Below are 16894 nucleotides of genomic sequence, written 5' to 3'. Positions count from 1 at the left end.
AGTTGCGTTAGCCCTTGCGAGGCCACTTCGCCGATCGCCGGTTCCCCGGTTTCACGATGGCTATTTCCGCCCAACGCCCGAAATATGCAGTTCACTAGATATTTCGGGGGATCGGCGCTTTTAGCCTTTACCCGCACGAAATGCGCTGTGCGTTTGGGCCGATCGGCCGACATCGGAGCCGTGCGGCTGAGTGGCCGGTTTCAAGTGCGGAGCCGCCTTTGAAGCGTCTCGGTCGCCGGCCGAACGAACGTCTCTTGATGGCCGACAGCGTCAGTTCAATGAAGGTACTGTAGAGCAGCCGTTGAAATCTTCGGCGGCTGCTTTCGGGCGCCTTCTGTGAATGAGTACAGTCGGCCAAAATGCGCCGTTCCCCACCGCTGGGACGGTGCCGTTCCGACGACCGCCTCTAATACCGGCCCTTAGAACGCCAACGGAGGGCAGCACCAGGGCGAGATCGGTCATTGGCGCCTGGTAAGCTGGATGACTACGAAGCGCAATCCGTCTCGGTCGCCTCGAGGCTTGATTCCGTCATCGCGCTCAACGGCGACACTCATCAACGCAACACGCTCTCAGCGCCGCAGCCAGTCCGCCTTGCTACTCCCAGGCTCAGGCGTGGTGCCGAGCCAGGTGCATGGCGTTTCCGACATGCGTAAAACCGGCCCCAGCGTCTTCAGATCACCATAAACCGTATCGTCATCGCACACCGCCAGCGCCTCAAATTCGGCAGACGTCAGGCTGCCGGCGGCATCGCGAAAATCTTCGAGCAAGCCTTGCCGCTGGAGCAGCATCGCGGACTGGCACAGAGACACCTGCACACGATATGTTCCACCTTCGCGTACGCGCCGCGCTAGCGCGATCATCGCGCCGAATGTGGCGAGGAAACCTGTCAGAAAATCGCAAGTGAAAACCGGCGTCAGTTGCGGTTGACCCGCGCCCGTCGCGTGTCCCTGCGTGTGGCACATGCCGGTGACAGCCTGCGCGACCTGGTCCCAGCCCGCGCGATCCGCGAACGGGCCGCCCGAGCCATAGCAATTGACCGAGACATGGATCAGGCCCGGTCGCAGCTTGACGAGTTCGTCGACTCCAAAACCATGCGCCGCCAACCGGTTCGGACGATATCCGTCGATCAGCACGTCGGCCTCGCTCACCAGTTCGCGCAGACGTTCGGCTTCACCTGCACGATCCATGTCGAGAAAGCAGCTACGTTTTCCGTGACTCGTGTCGCGCACGAAAGAGGCCACCTGAGGCAGATGCGGTGCAGTGACCATCAATACGTCGGCGCCGTGTTCAGCCATGCCGAGCGCCGCAGTCGGCCCGGCGAGGATGCGCGTGAGGTCGAGCACGCGGATACCTGATAAAGGGCGGGTGCCGGGGGGCAGCGGCTCGGGTTCGCCGTCGGCGAGTTTCGTGATTTCGACGACTGGGCGGCTCGCCAGATACGCGCCGTGCGGATGCGCGAGCCACTCTTCAGGCGTGCGCACCTTGCCTGCACACGCCTGCGCCTCGGCGATGGCGTCTTCGAGCGCGTCCGAGTTCCAGCGCGCGACGCCCTTGCGGACCGAATCGACCGTGCTGTGGCTGTCGAGCACATCGAGCACGCGTCGTTCGAGATGCGGCAGATTCGTGTGCGGCAATACCCAGCGTCCGTCGCGCGCCTGCCACGGCTGCGTGAGCGACACCATGTGCTTCATCGCCTCGGAGTAGGGAATGGGTTGGTACTCGCCGTGCTCGTTGCGGCGCAAGGTCATGTCGCCACCATAGCGCGATGTCGCCGCCGCCGCGCGAACGTCGATGCTGATTTTCTGACGGTGACCCGTGCGCAATTCCCAGAGATCGTTGGCGGCGACGCCTCGTGCGGCCAGCGCGCCTGCGCAAGTTTCGCCCAGTTTGAACGGCGACACGTACATGGGATCCGCGCCGGTGATCTCAACTTCGTCCGCGCCGGGCGGCAGGCCGCCGCGTATCGTCATCAGTTCAGTGAATGCGTTGTTCTTGCTGGTACTCATTTTGTCTGCCTTGTTCGGTTAGGACGGTGTTGTCGTGATTTCACGAAAGCTTGCTGACGGGGGCACGCACCAGACTTCGTTCCAGCAGCGATACGACGATACTTACCGCGAACGCCAGCGGCACGGTGATGATTGCGGGCGGATCGATGGAGACGGCGGCCGCGGCGTGGCCGAGTACCGTGACCCAGATCGATGGGCCGAGAATCGTCATCAGCAGCGAGGCAGCGAGTCCCACTCCGCCGCCGCACAACGCGCCGAGCGTCGTGAAGCGCTTCCAGTAGATCGCGAGGATCAGCACCGGGAACGTCGACGAACACGAGATCGAAAACGCGAGGCTGATCATGTACGCAATGTTCTGAGTTCTGAACGCGAGGCTCAGCACGACCGCGAGCGCACCGATCAGCACGACGGCGATTTTCATGACGGTCATTTCCGTGCGTTCGTCGAGCCCGCCGTGACGGCGGCTGCGCATCAGACTGCCGTAGATGTCGTGGCTGACGGCCGCCGCGCCCGATAAGGTAAGGCCCGCCACGACCGCGAGAATCGTCGCAAAGGCGACAGCGGCGAGAAAACCGAACAGCGCGTTGCCGCCAAGAAGGTAGGCAAGATGCAGCGCCGCCGTATTGCCGCCGCCGAACAGCGCGCCGTGCGCGTCAAAGAATTGTGGATTCTTGCGCAGCAGATACAGCGCACCGAAGCCGATGATGAAAATCATCGCGTAAAAGCAGTTCATCAGGATGGTGGCCCACAGCACCGAACTGCGCGCGGCGCGTGCGTCCGGCACCGTGAAGAAGCGCATCAGCACGTGCGGCAGACCGGCCGTGCCAAGCATCAGCGCAATCCCGAGCGAAAACGCGTTGAGCGGCTGCTTCGCGAACGACGTCGGCGCGAGAATCCCGGAGCCCGACGTGTGCACGCTGACGGCATCCGCGAGCAGTGCACCGTAGCTGAAGCCGGTCTGATTCAGCACGAGTACGCACAGCAGTGCGCAGGCGGAAATCATCAGCACGGCCTTGACGATCTGCACCCACGTCGTGGCCATCATGCCGCCGAAGGCGACATAGAGCACCATCAAGGCGCCAACCAGCAACACGGCATACAGATAGTCGATGCCGAACAATACCTCGATGAGCTGACCCGCCCCCACCATCTGGGCGACCAGATAAAACAGAACGATGATGAGCGACGCGCACGCCGAGAAGATACGGATCGACGGGCTGTCGAGACGCGCGCCGACGACGTCGATGAACGTGAAGCGGCCCATCTTGCGCATGCGACTCGCCATCAGAAAAACGACGATCGGCATGCCCGTCGTATAGCCGACTGCATAGACGAGACCATCGAAACCCTTGGAGAAAACGAGCGCCGTGAGACCGAGCAGCGCGCCGGCGGACATTGCATCGCCGGCTATCGCCAGACCGTTCTGGAAACCGGTGATCTGGCCGCCTGCGGTGTAGTAGTCGCTCGCCGAGCGCGTGCGCCGCGCGGCCCACCACGTAATCCCGAGCGTGATGGCGATGATGACGAGAAACAGGGCGATCGATACGCCGCTTGCCGCCGGTGCGTGCGCATCGACGGCCATTGCGGGGGAGGCGAGCGACATCAGCATGAGAGGGATGAGATAACGAGTCACGTGGCACGCTCCGAAAGACGGTTCGATACGGCGACATAGATGGCGGTCAAAACGATCCCGCACGCGATCACCGAGAGTCCCGCGAGAAACGACAGAGGCACGCCGATACCGAGCGCATCCTGTTGCAGAAGCGCTGGATGAAACGTGCATAGCGAGACGAACGAGAAGAAGACGATCACCTGAATCGCGGTCAGGACGATGCCGAGCCGCGTGTGCTCGCCCTGGTCGGAAGTCGATACGGCGATGCTGGATAAGCTGCGTTTTTCCATGATCGTGTCAGATATCGGGTTGAATGAAGGAACGTGTGTTTTTATGCACGGCATATGCCGCTTGAGTGAGCGTTCACCCATCGAGATACGAGACATTCCGTTCGATGATGGCGCGCAGAAGTTTTCACCTGAAAGCGGGATTGGAAGGTTCGGCATGCGCTCAACGAGCATGCGCGACCCTCGTAATGCATGGCTTTCGTGCACCATGAATGCAGTCCGGCGCCAATGTGTGCTTCGATTTGGCGCGCCGATGTGCCATGGCAGTGCGGCGCCCATTGCGATTTTCGAAAAACCCGCGTGTGGCACGCATGTTGCCCCACATAAGCCTTCGCAGCGCAAACGTGTTGCAGCAACTGAGGACGACGTATGGATTCGGGCGATCTGATTTATTTCACGGCGGTGGCGCGCATGGGTAGCATCACCAAGGCGGCGCTGTTCCTCGATACCGTGCAGTCCAATGTCACGCAGCGCATCCGGCGCCTTGAAGAAGAACTCTCTGTGTCGCTATTTCACCGGCACGGACGTGGCGTTACGCTGACGCCAGCAGGCGCGCAATTGCTGCCGTATGCGAGCCAGATTGATCACATGATGGCGGAGGCGAAGCGTTCAATTGCCAGCAACTCGGTCCCCGGAGGCGTGCTGCGCATCGGATCGATGGAAACCACGGCGGCCGTGCGCTTGCCCGAAGTCCTTGTCGAATACGCGACAGAATATCCTCGCGTGGACATTTCCTTTGGCACCGGAACATCGCAGAGCCTAAGCGAGGATGTGCTTGAGCGGCGTCTCGAAGCGGCGCTGGTGTGCGCACCTGTCGATCACATCGATCTGTTGGCGGAACCGGTATTGAGCGAAGAACTCGTTGTCGTCACGGCCCCGTGGATAAGACATTCGCAGGACGGCTGCCGACCCGCATGGGCTGAGTTCCGCGGCGACGCAAAAATTGCGATATTCCGACATGGCTGCGCCTATCGGGAGCGCCTCGAGCGTTTGCTGATCCGGCGCGGCATCACGAGCATTAGGCGCATGGAGCTGGGCACGCTCGACGGCCTACTCGGCTGCGTCCGTGCCGGAATTGCGATCAGCCTTTTGCCGCGATCTGTGGTCGCGCCATTGGCGAAGGATGGCAAGCTCGCGGTACACGCGTTGACAGACGACGAAGGCCAGGCGCAAACACTGCTTGTGAGGCGGCGCGACGTGGCGGTGTCACTTGCATTGAACTGCTTCGCAGAAAAACTACGCGCGCGCTTCCGCTCAACCGACGACAACATTGGCCAGCAAGACGGTCAGGCGGAAGCAACATCGGCACCGTAGTTGTGGTTTACCCAAGGTCGTCTGCGCCTCGCGCATTCCCTTGAGCGCGCCGGTGCACTGACCGGCAACTCGTGCTTCCGATAGATGGCCGTGTGCTACGTCAATCCTCTACGCCGGCTTGAGAACCGGATCCATCGGCGACGCGGACGAGCTCCCAGATTCGGCTGGGAACGCCGTCCGCAATCAATGAGGCTGTGTCGTTCGAACGACCGCTCCGCTCAGATACCGACCCTCGGAACTGCAACAGGGCCACCGGCGGCAAAGGGTCGCAAGTACGCATTCGGTTGCAGTGGCAGCAGATGCTCGCCGCCGCCGAAGTGCGATGTCGGCAAAGCGACTCGTAGCTGCCTGACAGATGCGATACCTGAATGTCGGGAATGGCCGAAGAACGGTCACGAGCGGAAGTAGGGAAGTCGATCAGCGATGAGCCTTGGTCGAGCTGGCAATCAAGATGTATTTCCGTTATTTCCGCGACGGGTTAATCGTTGTCCGGAAAACTCCCCTCCACAAACGCGCGCGCCTCGGCTTGTCCCGTGCGCGCATAGGCCGCTGTGGTCTGCACCGACGCGTGCCCTAGCAGCGCCTGGGCGACCGGCAGCGGCACGCCGTGATCGACCACCAGCGTGCGCGCATAGCCGTGCCGCAGCCAGTGCGTGGAGGCCCGCTCCAGCGCCGCGCGCATCGCGCTGTCCTCCTGCGGCACGCGGGTCGCGACCAGCGCAAACACAGCCCGGACCTCGTCGTACAGTCCACTCGCGCCGAGTGCCCGGCCGCGCTCGCTGTGGATCAGCGGCAGGCGCTCTTCCGCAGGTGGATCGGGTGGCAGTCCCACGGCGCGCCGGTACGCCCGCAGCGCGGGCAGGCAGGCGCTGGGTAGCGGGATCGTGCGCAGCCGTTGGCCCTTGCCGAGCACGTGCAGCGTCCACTGCCGGGCCTCGTCGACGTCAACGTGCGGCAGCGCCTGTTCCTCATGCCAGACGAGTTCCGCGAGCCGCACGCCACCATAGCGGTAAAGCGTCCAGATCGCGCGACGCCGCATCCAGAGAACCGGCGGGACCCCGGCCGGCGCGTCACCGGCGGCGACGGCATCGCAGTGGGCGAGCGCGGCGGCCGGCAGGAACCGCACCGGGGTCCAGGTCAGGCGCGCGCGGCGCCCGGCAGCGAGGCCCTCGGCCGGATTGACGGTCAGATAGCCGGTGCGCTGCCACCAGGCGAACAGGCTCGAGATCGCGGCGAGCGCGCGTGACACGCTCGCCGGCGCCGCACGCGTGACGGGGCCTGCCGCGTCATGCCGGGGCGCCTGCAGCGCGTCACGGTACGCGATCAGGTCCTGCCGGGTGAGATCCGAGAAGGGGCCGAGTCTCTCGCGTGTGCACCAGGCGGCGAGGCGCCGCAGTTCGGACAGGTAGGCGCGCAGGGTGTGCGGGGAGTGCGAGGCGCGCTCCCGCAGGAACAGTTTCGCCGCCTGCGCGTCATCGGCGATCCCAGCGTGTTCGTCAGCGCCACCAGATTCGCGAAACGTCCGGCGCGGGCCAGCCACGCCGCCTCGATGCCAGCAGGCAACAGGGCGGCATTCTCCGTGATGGCGGCGGTGGCCACCTGCGTGCCGTCGGGCACATCGTCAGATGCGGCCAGGCGGAAGCGCCGCCGGTGCTGTCGCAGGACGCGCTCGAGCACGGTGGCGGCCGAGGGGGCCGCGGATTCCGGTACGACCCGCAGGCGCCCGCGCTCCCAGTACTCGATGGCGGCGTCGTGCCCGAGCAGCAGCGCGAACACGGCGGGGTGTTCGCCTTCGCGTCGGCCAGCGACGGGCAGCCGCGTTTGAGCGCCGCGAGCGTCCAGCGGGTATACAGGGGTGGCCGAGCACGTGGGCCAGGTATTCGAGTGCGGCGTCGACGGAGGCGGGCAGACGCCGCGGCGGCCGGCAGCCGGTATCGAGCCAGTCGGACGGGTTCATCGCGTTCTCCTCGCCGAGGCCGGCTTTGGACTGGCGTGGCCGGCGGCGTGGCCAGCTGAGCAGTTTTCACGGCAGGGCGCGCGGGGCGGCGGGCGACTGTGGAGGTCCCTTTCGCGGCCGCGCTGCCCACCAGGGCCAGCGTCTGGCGTTGCTGCTCGACCACCACCGTCAGCGCGGCCGCTTCGGCCGCGGCCTGCTGGTGCGCGTGGCGCTGTTCCGCCAGTTCGGTCAGCAGCCGCTCGCGCAGGGCCTCCAGCGCGCTCACGCGTTCGGCCGCCCGGGCGAGTTCGCCCTCCAGGCGCTGCCGTTCGATGACAAACGTCTCGCGCTGGTGCGCGGTTTCCCGCAGCAACTGCTTTGAGAGGCCGTCGTAGCGTGCGCGTTCGGTGGCCAGTTCGCTGATGTGCTGGCGCCCGGATTCGGCTGCCGCGGCTTCCACGGCCTCAAGCTGGGCGCGCAGCGTGGCCACGGCGTCCCCGGCGGCGGCGGACCGTTTTTCTGCCGCCTCGAATCCGGCGCGGCCGACCGCCAGCTCCGCGTCGCGTGCACTGAGCTGGCTACGCACGTCGGTGAGTTCAACCCGCAGCAGTTCGACCTTCAGCCCGGCGTTGCGCTGCGCCTCGGTAGAGGCTTCCACCCGGGCTTCCGTTTCGCATCGCAACTGCACGATGCCGTCGAGCTGGGTGGCGACCGCGGCTTCCCACAGCGCGCGCATCTGCGCGGCGATCCCGGGCGGCACGTCGGGCACCGCGAAGCCGGTCAGTCCCGCCTGCACGAGTTCCGCCTCGATCACATTGAGGTGCCGTGACAGCGTCGCGGGATCGCCGGCGCCGAGGCGCGAGCGCAGCCTGCGGACCGACACGATCCGGCGGAAGCGGGCGTCGGAGGCGGGGGCGGGGGCACCGGCCTCGGCGAGCATCGCGAGGACGGTGGTGCGGATCGCATCCGGGGTGACAGCGGCGGGGCGGGCCATGGCGACACTCCAGCGCCAGGCGACGGGCGAAGACGCCGCACGCGGCGCAGGGACGGGCTTTCCAGTATCGATTACGCACAGGCCTGACGCAAGACAACCCTTCTTCGCGTGGTTAAAAACACGGCTGCCGCGATAAATGCCCTTATCGCGGCCAGCGCGCAACTTCATCCGACGCCCGAAACCGCGGCCGACGATTGGTCACCCTGACGCCTGGGCAGACATCGAAGCAGGGTTAAACCCTGCGGGATGGGACCCACTTCCGGGCACTTTATTAGTGAGTAAGCTACTTCGTACGGACCTTCAGGAGCCGGCAGCTTGCCCGTGCGGACTCCACGAACTCGCACCGTATCCGTCAGCGCATCCCGTCTTGAACGCACGTACGCGCGGTGCGAAGGTGTAGCCATCGTAACGACGGAGCAATGCGTTGGAGAACACCACGGGAGAGACTGTATCGACGGGCACGCGGCGGCCTCGGCAGGGCGAGGCGGTCTGGCGAGAGATGGTCATGGCATGGAAAGGAAGCGTACCCGTTAGCGTCCTCAGGAACGCGACGATTGCGTCAATGTCCGATTCCGCCAATTGTTTGCCGACCTGATATGTCGCCATGTCACGTACAGCTTCGCGCAGATCGATGCGGCTACCGTCGTGGAAATAGGGCGCGGTCAGCTCAACGTTGCGCAGCGTCGGCGTCTTGAACGCATGGCGATCGAGCGGATCTTTCGTAAAGTTGGCGCGGCCGTTGTCCGCGTCGGTGCGCGCGTAGCCCCGCGCGGCGAAGTAGTCGGCCGCGAGGCCCATCCGTTCGAACGACTGCCCGCCCAGATTCTTGCCAACGTGGCAGGTCGCGCAATGGTTTGCCTTGAATAACTGGTAGCCGCGCAGTTCCTCGCTATTCAGCACATCCCTGTCGCCGCGCAGGTAAGCATCGAAGCGACTCGGCGTTAGCAGTGTCGTCTCATATTCGGCGATCGCGTCTGTGATGTTCTCGCCTGACCAACCGTGCCGGTACACCCGCAAGAACTGTTGCGTCAGCGATGAGTCCTGTTTCAGCTTATCGATGATCTCACTCCATGACGTGGACGCCATTTCGACCGGATTCAGCGGTGGGCCGCCGGCCTGTTCCTGCAGCGTGGCGGCGCGACCGTCCCAGAACTGCTTGCGGTTGAGTGCCGAGTTGAACACTGTCGGTGCGTTGATCGCACCCAACTGGCCACCCACACCGGACGAAACTTTGTTTCCATCTACGCCGCCGATCGCTAGCTTGTGGCAGCTCGCACACGATATCGTGTTGTCCACCGATAGTCTGACATCGTTGAAAAGCTGCTTCCCGAGCGCGACTTTGCCCGCGTCAGTCGGCAACGAATGTGGCAACGGTTGTACCGGCTCGTTAGCGAACTCTGGTGCAACGCCGGGCGTCGCATATGCGCTGTGTCGCTGTGACGCGATCCAGTCGAGAAACGCGCGTTGATCGTCGGCGCTCAAGCCGGTGGTCCAGTGTACGAAGCGGAACAGCTTTGGTGGCATGCTGCGTTCGTTCACAACGGTTTCCAGCTTTGCAAGATCGGATTCGGGGGCCGGTACCCCACTTTCGAGCGCCGCGTACAGGCTGTCGATGCGGAAGTAGGCGAGGCCCGTCTGTATGTCGTGCTCGGCTAGCTGACGAATACCCGGTAGCGCGGCATAGTTGGGCAGGACAGTTTTTGTCGAGTGGCAGTAATAGCACGCGTTTCGATCCAACACTTCGCGGATGCCGGACGCTTGTGGGGACGCGGCCAGTCTCACGGCCGCTCTTTCCGCATAGTCCTTGTCGTGTATGTACGCGATACCGCTGATGCAGAGATAGCCTATCAGCACGACGGCGATCGACACGATCAGCAGTTTCTTCACTTGCTCTCCTGTTTCGATTTTGGTCGGAATCCCATACCGTTTACATCGGGTAGGTCTTGATGTTGATATCGGCTGCAGAGCGATGACCTGCTGATCGTACAGAACGCACAGGAATTGACTGGTTCCGAGACACGCGCGAAGGGGGGGTGTCTGCCTATATAACAAACGGATCCTGAGCGAAATCAGTGACGTAGTGCCATGCCGAAAAGCGTTCGTCGAGTTGTTTTCGGTAGAGGGCGGCGCAGTGGATGTCTTCGCTCGGCCTACGCTTGTACATCTCGCACCGACTATCCGTAGTACTTGGCATTCTCTAGCCACGCCGCTTCAAGCGCGTCGATGTCAGAAGGCTCGCATGCGCATCGTCTATCTGAGCCAAGCCGCGCTCGATCAAACGCGGCTGGAGATAACTGAAGCTTAAGCGTACGCGGGCTGCACCGCTCGGTCCATGGTGCTTTCCTTCGACGAGTTTCACATTGTGCTTCCGGCGCACCTCGCCGACCAATTCGGCGGAATCGACGCCTTCGGCAAGCGAGACCCAGAACGAAAATCCACCACTCGGAATCTCGTAATCCGGTTTGCAGAATCGGCAGGCCTGTAACAGCCTATGCATTGCGTCGCGCTTGCTCCGGTAGTGCGTCCTTAGGTGTTCGACGTGAGCGTCCAAAGACGACGACTGCAATAAGGCGAGCGCCATATTGCTGACAATGGGACTCACACCTCCATCGCATTTCAGGTGGGCTAGGCGGTCGACAATTTCCGGCTCGGCCAGCACCCAGCCTACGCGAAGCCCGGGGCCTGAGATTTTGGAGAAGCTATGCACATTGATGATGTTGCCACCCGCCTGCAGAATCTCGGGTGACGCGCCATCATAGGGCAACTCGCTATAAACCAGATCCTGCACCAGCCCCACGCCGTTGCGGGACAGTAGAGCCTCCACCTCGACCATATGCCGGTGTGCAAAGTATCGTCCAGTCGGATTGTGGAACGCCGGAGTGGTGTAGTACAACTTGGCTCGCCCCTTTGCGTGCAGCAATGCTTGTTCGAGCAGATCGAGGTCGACACCCGAGGAATCCGCACCTACTTGAACCACCGTCGCCCCCGCAATAGAGAAAATGCGCAACGCGCCGAGATAGGATGGGTCCTCGGTCAGCACGACGTCTCCTGGGTCGATAAAAGCATCGGCGAGCAGTTGCAGGGCTTGTGAAGCGCCGTTCGTCAGAATGACATTGCCACGCGCCATCCGGTACCTTTGGCCAAGCTGTCCGCGCAGTTCGGGAAGGCCATAGGCGTCGGTGTACTGCGGTACGTCGGAGATGCTGACGCCGGTCTCGACGGTAAGCGGGTCCGGCCATTGCAGGCGGGCGAACGTCAAAGGATCGGGAAGCCCATAGGCGAAGTTGACTGTGTCCTTGCCTGAGGTGTAGTCGAATATCCCATAACTGAGCGAAGTGCGACTGCGCATCGACATGACTGGCTCCATCGTTGGTTACGCGGCATCGACGGCGCGCTGGAAGCGCGATTGATATTGGCGGATGAACGAGTCGGCAATCGGCATTCCGAACGGCGGAAATTCGGCCGTCGCTCTGGGAGGCGTAGCCAATAGCGTGGCGTTTGCGCCGAGTGCCGGTGTCCAATTCCCGCCAAAGAACACGTTTCCATAGCGTTCGGCCAGCACTGGCATCACGGGATGGAGCATGCTCAGAAAGACGGATACGTGCACCGGCTGCCACGTTTCCGGGCTCGTGCCGAAGCCCGTCGCGACGAAGTATTCGTCAATCAGATCGAGGGCGTTCCAGAAGCGTACCTGGTCCATCGCGGTGATATAACGTTGGACTATGTCGTCGTGCGCCGGCGTAAGACCGCTTCCATCGACATTCGCCGAGTGCAGTGAATCGCGGCGGAGGGCGCTTTCCCACGCAAGGATGTGCGAAGCCGACCGGATCAGTTCGCCGATCTGGAAATCGTTATTGTTGGTGCCGAACGGCTTGGCAATCCGAGCGAGCGCATAGCGCAACACACTCGGGTCGACCTGCCGGGATACTTCATCTGCCCAGAGTGCATGGTCGCGGCTGGTCGAGAATTTCTCGCCCTCCAATTTATAGAAGTCCTGGATCGAATGATTTGCCGGAAGCGGGTAGCCGCGCGCAAGCAGGCTGCCAGTCACGCCGATGGTGTAGTAGAAGCGGTTATCCTGGCCCATGAAAAACAGGAGGCGTGTATCGGGGTCGCGCATCACGGTGTCGTAGTTGACCTCGTCGCGCGCGCACTGCAAGCGGATCCCCGTCTCGAAACACCAAAGCCCTTCGAACCACGTCATCAACGTTTGCCCCGCAATCTTCGCGGGTGCTTCAAGTGTCACACCCCGGTCGAAAATGCGCGACATAGGCAGCGGCCGCAATTCGTCACGCAACCATGCACGCGCTTTACGCTGGATCGTTTGATCCCATTCACTCCCCTTGATCGCATCGTCAAGCATGGCTGCCATGCGAGGGATGTCGAAAACCGCCTGTTCGATGGGGCGAAGCGATAGCGGTTTGCCGCACGACGTGTGGACTGGCGCTCGCAACTTCGAGTGCTGTTGCGCCAAACCGCAGTTTTCGCACAAGTTGCTGTCGGTGGACGCATCGCACGCGGGGCAGAGGCCGACGGCAAGCGAATCGGCCACGAACTCGTCACAGTTTTCGCAGTAGAGTTGATGGCCATCACGCACATCAATGTAGCCTGCAGCTTCCAGCTCGCGAAAGATCTTCAGACTGTTCTGCTTGTGCGTAGCGTCCGTTGTTCTGATGAAGACATCGGGCTCGATGTGCATTGCCCGCAAGCAATCCACTATCTCGTCAATATGCAACTGCGCGACTTCGTCAATCGGACGACCGAGCTTGCGCGCCTTCACTACCATATAGGTGCCGTGCTCGTCCGCACCTGTGACGTGGTAGGCGCGGTGACCTCTCATGCGTTGAAAGCGAACGAAAAGATCGGTGAGCAGATAGACCCCGCCGATATGGCCGAGATGCAGCTTGCCGTTCGGGCAGGGCGGTGCGGGGCAAACGAAAAAAGTGCGTGTGTTCACGTTAGTCCCACCATATCGATAGAAATTTCAGGCTCGCCGCCGGATCGGCATTGCGAATCGCGTGCTCCTGATTCGGCTCGATATAGAGCAGCGTTGAATCTGCGACTGGCCGCGCCTGACCATTCACCTCGAAGACTCCCTTGCCTGAAACGAGTACCCACAGTTCATGCTCGGAATGGGAGTGCAGATTGACAGCGCCCGCCGGCACGACCTCAACAATCGACGTGCCGAACGCTGTTGTCAGGCCAGCGGGCAGATGTTCGAGCAGCCGGCAAACAAGAACGCCGTATTCCGACTGCATCATGGATGGGTCAATCTGCTTTGTGTACACGCACATCCTCCGGTGAATTACATTAGGTGCGATAGAAAATGCCATTTGGCGGCTTCAGATCGTGGATATCCGATTCCTTGCCTTCGGGTGGGTTGTAGGCACGCTTCAGTTTGTTGTATTCCGTACGCGTGGGGCCACCAGTTGAGGCGCGCTGGAACACCAGATAGAGCGTGCGGCGCGAACGGTTACTTTTGTTGGGCTGCGAATAGTGCGGCGCGTAGTCGTCGAAGACGAAGATGTCGCCGGCCTTCCAGGGCACGGGTTCCCACTTGAACGTCTCGGCCACTTCCGGATGAATCACGCCGCCGGCGTCCATCGGAAACACACCTTTCTGATGGTTGCCCGGACTGAAGAACAGGCCGCCGTTGTCCGGATCGGAATCGTCGATGCCGATGGCGACCACGGCATGCACCATGCGTTCAGGAATGTTGTGCGGAATGTGATAGATGTCCTGATGTGGACGATAGCCGCCGCTGTCCGGGTACTTGAAGATGAGCAGTTCCTTGAGCATGCGGGTATCTTCATCGAGAAGCGATTCGACAGCCGTCTGGATACGCTTGTCGGCCAACAACAGATCGCGCAGCTCGTTGTTGAAGTCCAAAAAGTTCTCTACCTTTGAAACGATCCTGCGGTCGTCCTCGGTCTTCTCGAACCACATCATCCATTTGCTGTCGCTGATTTCCCAGCGCGAGACATCGTTGACCAGAGCAGAAATCTTTTCGCGGGTGACCGGATCGAAAAAGCCCTCTACTTTTAGATATCCATCTTCGTGCCACTTGGATTTTTGCGTTTCATTCAGCATACGAACCACCTCGTTAAGGAACGGAGTTTTCAAGGAGAAGTCAGGCGGCGAAATGCGCCTTCATTCGCATGACGCCGAGTAGCACGACATTGGCGAGTACGGCGCCTAGCAGGGCGACGAGCATTGCATCGGCGCCGAAAACGTGAATCAGAACGCCACATAGGGAAGGGCATCCGAACAGACCGATGAAATAGGCAAGCGTAAAGATTTGCGAAGTCACCGGCACCGAAACGGCGTGGTCTCCGGCGAGGTTCACGGCCATGCCGTTCAGGGTCGAGTAGCTCAGTCCGTAGCCCGTGGCGAACAGCGCGGTAGCGACCATATAAAGCGTCGTGCTGCCGTGGTTCAACAGGAACAGTACGAGCGAGGCGCCGGTCAGCAAAAACAATGCGAGCGCCAGTCGCGCGGGCTTGATGCGTCCCATGGTTCTCGCGAGCGACAAGCGCAGTGCCACGCTGGTTATCGTGAACGTCAGGAAGAACAGGTCTGGCCTGAGGTTACGCGAGACGGCATAGGGTGTCTGGTAAGTCGCCAGCCCGGCGAAGACACAGGCTGCCAGTGCGATCATTGCGATCGGCACTGCTGTTCGTGCCCTGAGCAGGGCCAACGTGTCGGTCGCGGTAATGGCCACGCGCGTCATCGGCAAACAGGACCTCTCCCTCATCGCCTCGCTGGCGATCTTGACGCAGACTGCCGCCACCGCGCATGCCGCAGCGAACAGAAGGTAGGCCAGCGCGATCGAGCCGGTATGTTGGGCGATCAGGCGGCTCAAAGGCGCCGCCATGCCCAGGCCGGCCATTTGCGTGCCGGAGACGAAGGTCAGGTACTGGATACGCGCGTTGGGGCACAGATGATGGATGATTTGCAGCGGCGCGAGTATGAAGAACACGGACCACCCAGCGCCCAACAGCAAACCGCCTGCATAGACGGCACGAATGTCCATTGGCGCAGCGGCGAAGCAGAGCATGCTGCCCGCCATGACGAGCGAGGCCAGCGCGATGGTCGGCATGACACCGATACGCTGGGCTATGCGCCCAGCCACGCAGCAGCAGATCATGGTCGAGAGCATGCCGCTCGAAATCACGGCGCCGGCGACATCGCTCTTCATGCCCAGGGATTGCAGGTACTCGGGCAGGAGAAAACTCGTCCCGTACGAAGCGGCGATCACCAGTGACGCGATCAGAAACGGAATGAACGCCCGTAATTGGAGGGATGCCGGCAAGTGCTCGGCGTGTGAGATCGCACGCTCGCCAGTCGATAGATAAATGGAGGAGCCAGTCATGCGCTTACGCCACTGCCGGTTGACGCGAGGCCTGAGGCGCGTCGCACAGTACCGATCCTGCTTCAGTCTCCTGATCCTCAAGGCTGTCGAGCAGTTGCCGGTCCGGAACATCCGGATAGAACGCACGACCTAGCAGACTGTTGATGATGCGGCTGTTCCTGTACGCGACCAGCGAAAGATTGACGCTTTGCAGGCCATGCTGCACGCGGCTTTGGTTTTGCAGATACACGGGACCGGGCATTGGTGCATCGAAGCGCACGGCGTAATCGGGATCGAGCGTTGGCAGACCGTCTTCACGGCTTGCGCCGTCGAGCAGCTTCTGAACGAATGGCAAATGGCGCGGCTGAAAACCGGTTGCCAGGATGATTCTGTCCGCGCTTATGCCGTTGCGCTGCGACGTGACGAGCGAGGTCAACCCGATATGCCAGCGACCGCTGCGGCGGGTGATCTCGTCCATTGTCACCGAAGGCAACAGACGAAAGCAGTCGGCTAGCGTGCCATGGACGCTGCGTTCGTACAACGCTTCATAGAGCCGGTTGCACAGGCTGGCGGAGATGCCGTCGCTGGTGAGCTTTTCGCTTTCGACAATGGCCCGGCGCTGCTGGATCGGCAGCGTGTGAAAGCGTTGGCTATAACTGGGCATGTATGCTTCATTGACAAATGCGTTGTCGTCCATCGCAAACAGATTGGCGCGCGACGTCGCCCACGTGATCTTGTCGGGACCTGACTCGGTCAGCATGTGCTCGACGACTTCCGCGCCGCTCTGCCCGCCGCCCACCACCAGCACATGTTCGTCTTCGCTGAACGGTTTCCGGTTAAGGTAGTCGTCTACGTGATAGACCGTCTCGCCAACCACCTGCCGCGCACATGCCGGCACCTTGGGTTCGACGCCGACCCCGACCACTACCGCGCGCGCATGATAGGTGCGCGCGGTAGTGGTCACGCAATAGCCCTTATTGCAAGGCCTGATATCGATCACCTCCTCGCCGAATCGAAGCGTGTCCAGGCATTGCGCGACCCATTGGTAATAGTGGGTGAACTCACGTCGCGACGTGCTGTTTCCACCTTTATTCACGAAACTGTACAGGCGTCGATGTACAGCGAGATAGTTGAGAAAGGAATATGGGCTTGTGGGATTCACCAGGGTCACACAATCCTTGAGCGGCGACACCTGGAGTTGACTTTGGGGCAGCATGAGCCCCGGATGCCAGGAGAATTTTATGCGCTTCTCAAAGAAGAGCGCTCGCAAACCGGTCGGCTGAATGAGCGCCGCGAGGCTTAGATTGAACGGTCCGATACCAATACCGATGACGTCTAGCATGTCCATAGGAACTTGTTCCGCCGTTAGAGGGGAATTGGCCAACCGATATAGT

Annotated in this window: 13 protein-coding genes; 1 reads left to right on the top strand and 12 read right to left on the bottom strand. The window is 61.7% G+C overall.

All coding sequences use genetic code 11. From position 1 onward, the window contains the following. Positions 1–569: 569 nt before the first annotated feature. Genes OKW29_RS02625 through OKW29_RS02615 form a run of 3 tightly spaced genes read right to left on the bottom strand, consistent with a single transcriptional unit; the run spans position 570 to position 4184 of the window. Entirely contained in the window at positions 570–2006 is a 1437-nt protein-coding gene (locus OKW29_RS02625) for a CoA transferase (protein ID WP_429289840.1), read from the bottom strand. A gap of 40 nt (positions 2007–2046) precedes the next feature. Beyond that, the gene (locus tag OKW29_RS02620; RefSeq protein ID WP_429289839.1) at positions 2047–3639 is read right to left on the bottom strand and encodes a sodium:solute symporter family transporter; all 1593 of its coding nucleotides are present in this window, start codon (positions 3637–3639) and stop codon (positions 2047–2049) included. Beyond that, positions 3636–4184 carry a DUF485 domain-containing protein gene (locus OKW29_RS02615; protein ID WP_429289838.1) on the bottom strand — a complete coding sequence of 183 codons (549 nt, stop codon included), beginning with the start codon at positions 4182–4184 and terminating at the stop codon, positions 3636–3638. Before OKW29_RS02615 ends, OKW29_RS02620 begins: the two co-directional genes overlap by 4 nt. Before the next feature lie 90 nt (positions 4185–4274). Between OKW29_RS02615 and OKW29_RS02610 the strand changes: the two genes are divergently transcribed. After that, entirely contained in the window at positions 4275–5219 is a 945-nt protein-coding gene (locus tag OKW29_RS02610; protein WP_429289837.1) for a LysR family transcriptional regulator, read from the top strand. A 478-nt stretch (positions 5220–5697) separates the two neighbouring features. Here OKW29_RS02610 and OKW29_RS02605 read toward each other — a convergent pair whose 3' ends face one another. From OKW29_RS02605 to OKW29_RS02565, 9 genes are all read right to left on the bottom strand, one after another. Further along, positions 5698–6759: a tyrosine-type recombinase/integrase gene (locus OKW29_RS02605; protein WP_429289836.1), complete on the bottom strand. Its 1062-nt coding sequence runs from the start codon at positions 6757–6759 to the stop codon at positions 5698–5700. Beyond that, entirely contained in the window at positions 6716–8149 is a 1434-nt protein-coding gene (locus tag OKW29_RS02600; RefSeq protein WP_429289835.1) for a DNA-binding protein, read from the bottom strand. Before OKW29_RS02600 ends, OKW29_RS02605 begins: the two co-directional genes overlap by 44 nt. A gap of 300 nt (positions 8150–8449) precedes the next feature. Further along, entirely contained in the window at positions 8450–10036 is a 1587-nt protein-coding gene (locus OKW29_RS02595; RefSeq protein ID WP_429289834.1) for a cytochrome c peroxidase, read from the bottom strand. 310 nt (positions 10037–10346) lie between these two features. After that, on the bottom strand, positions 10347–11504 hold the full coding sequence (locus OKW29_RS02590; protein ID WP_429289833.1) for a PLP-dependent aminotransferase family protein: 1158 nt from the start codon (positions 11502–11504) through the stop codon (positions 10347–10349). 18 nt (positions 11505–11522) lie between these two features. Continuing rightward, positions 11523–13106, bottom strand: coding sequence for a class I tRNA ligase family protein (locus OKW29_RS02585; RefSeq protein ID WP_429289832.1), 1584 nt, complete (start codon positions 13104–13106; stop codon positions 11523–11525). A 1-nt stretch (position 13107) separates the two neighbouring features. Further along, the gene (locus tag OKW29_RS02580; RefSeq protein ID WP_429289831.1) at positions 13108–13482 is read right to left on the bottom strand and encodes a cupin domain-containing protein; all 375 of its coding nucleotides are present in this window, start codon (positions 13480–13482) and stop codon (positions 13108–13110) included. Next, on the bottom strand, positions 13460–14239 hold the full coding sequence (locus tag OKW29_RS02575; protein ID WP_184072262.1) for a phytanoyl-CoA dioxygenase family protein: 780 nt from the start codon (positions 14237–14239) through the stop codon (positions 13460–13462). The genes OKW29_RS02580 and OKW29_RS02575 overlap by 23 nt, the downstream gene beginning before the upstream one ends. A 40-nt stretch (positions 14240–14279) precedes the next feature. Beyond that, positions 14280–15521 carry an MFS transporter gene (locus OKW29_RS02570; RefSeq protein WP_429289830.1) on the bottom strand — a complete coding sequence of 414 codons (1242 nt, stop codon included), beginning with the start codon at positions 15519–15521 and terminating at the stop codon, positions 14280–14282. 4 nt (positions 15522–15525) lie between these two features. Then, positions 15526–16848, bottom strand: coding sequence for a lysine N(6)-hydroxylase/L-ornithine N(5)-oxygenase family protein (locus tag OKW29_RS02565; protein ID WP_429289829.1), 1323 nt, complete (start codon positions 16846–16848; stop codon positions 15526–15528). Positions 16849–16894: the final 46 nt, after the last annotated feature.

The organism is Paraburkholderia sp. CI3, from assembly GCF_050436505.1.
Lineage (GTDB): Bacteria > Pseudomonadota > Gammaproteobacteria > Burkholderiales > Burkholderiaceae > Paraburkholderia > Paraburkholderia tuberum.
Note: the sequence above shows the minus strand (reverse complement) of the source record. Positions and strands in the feature narration are given on the sequence as shown.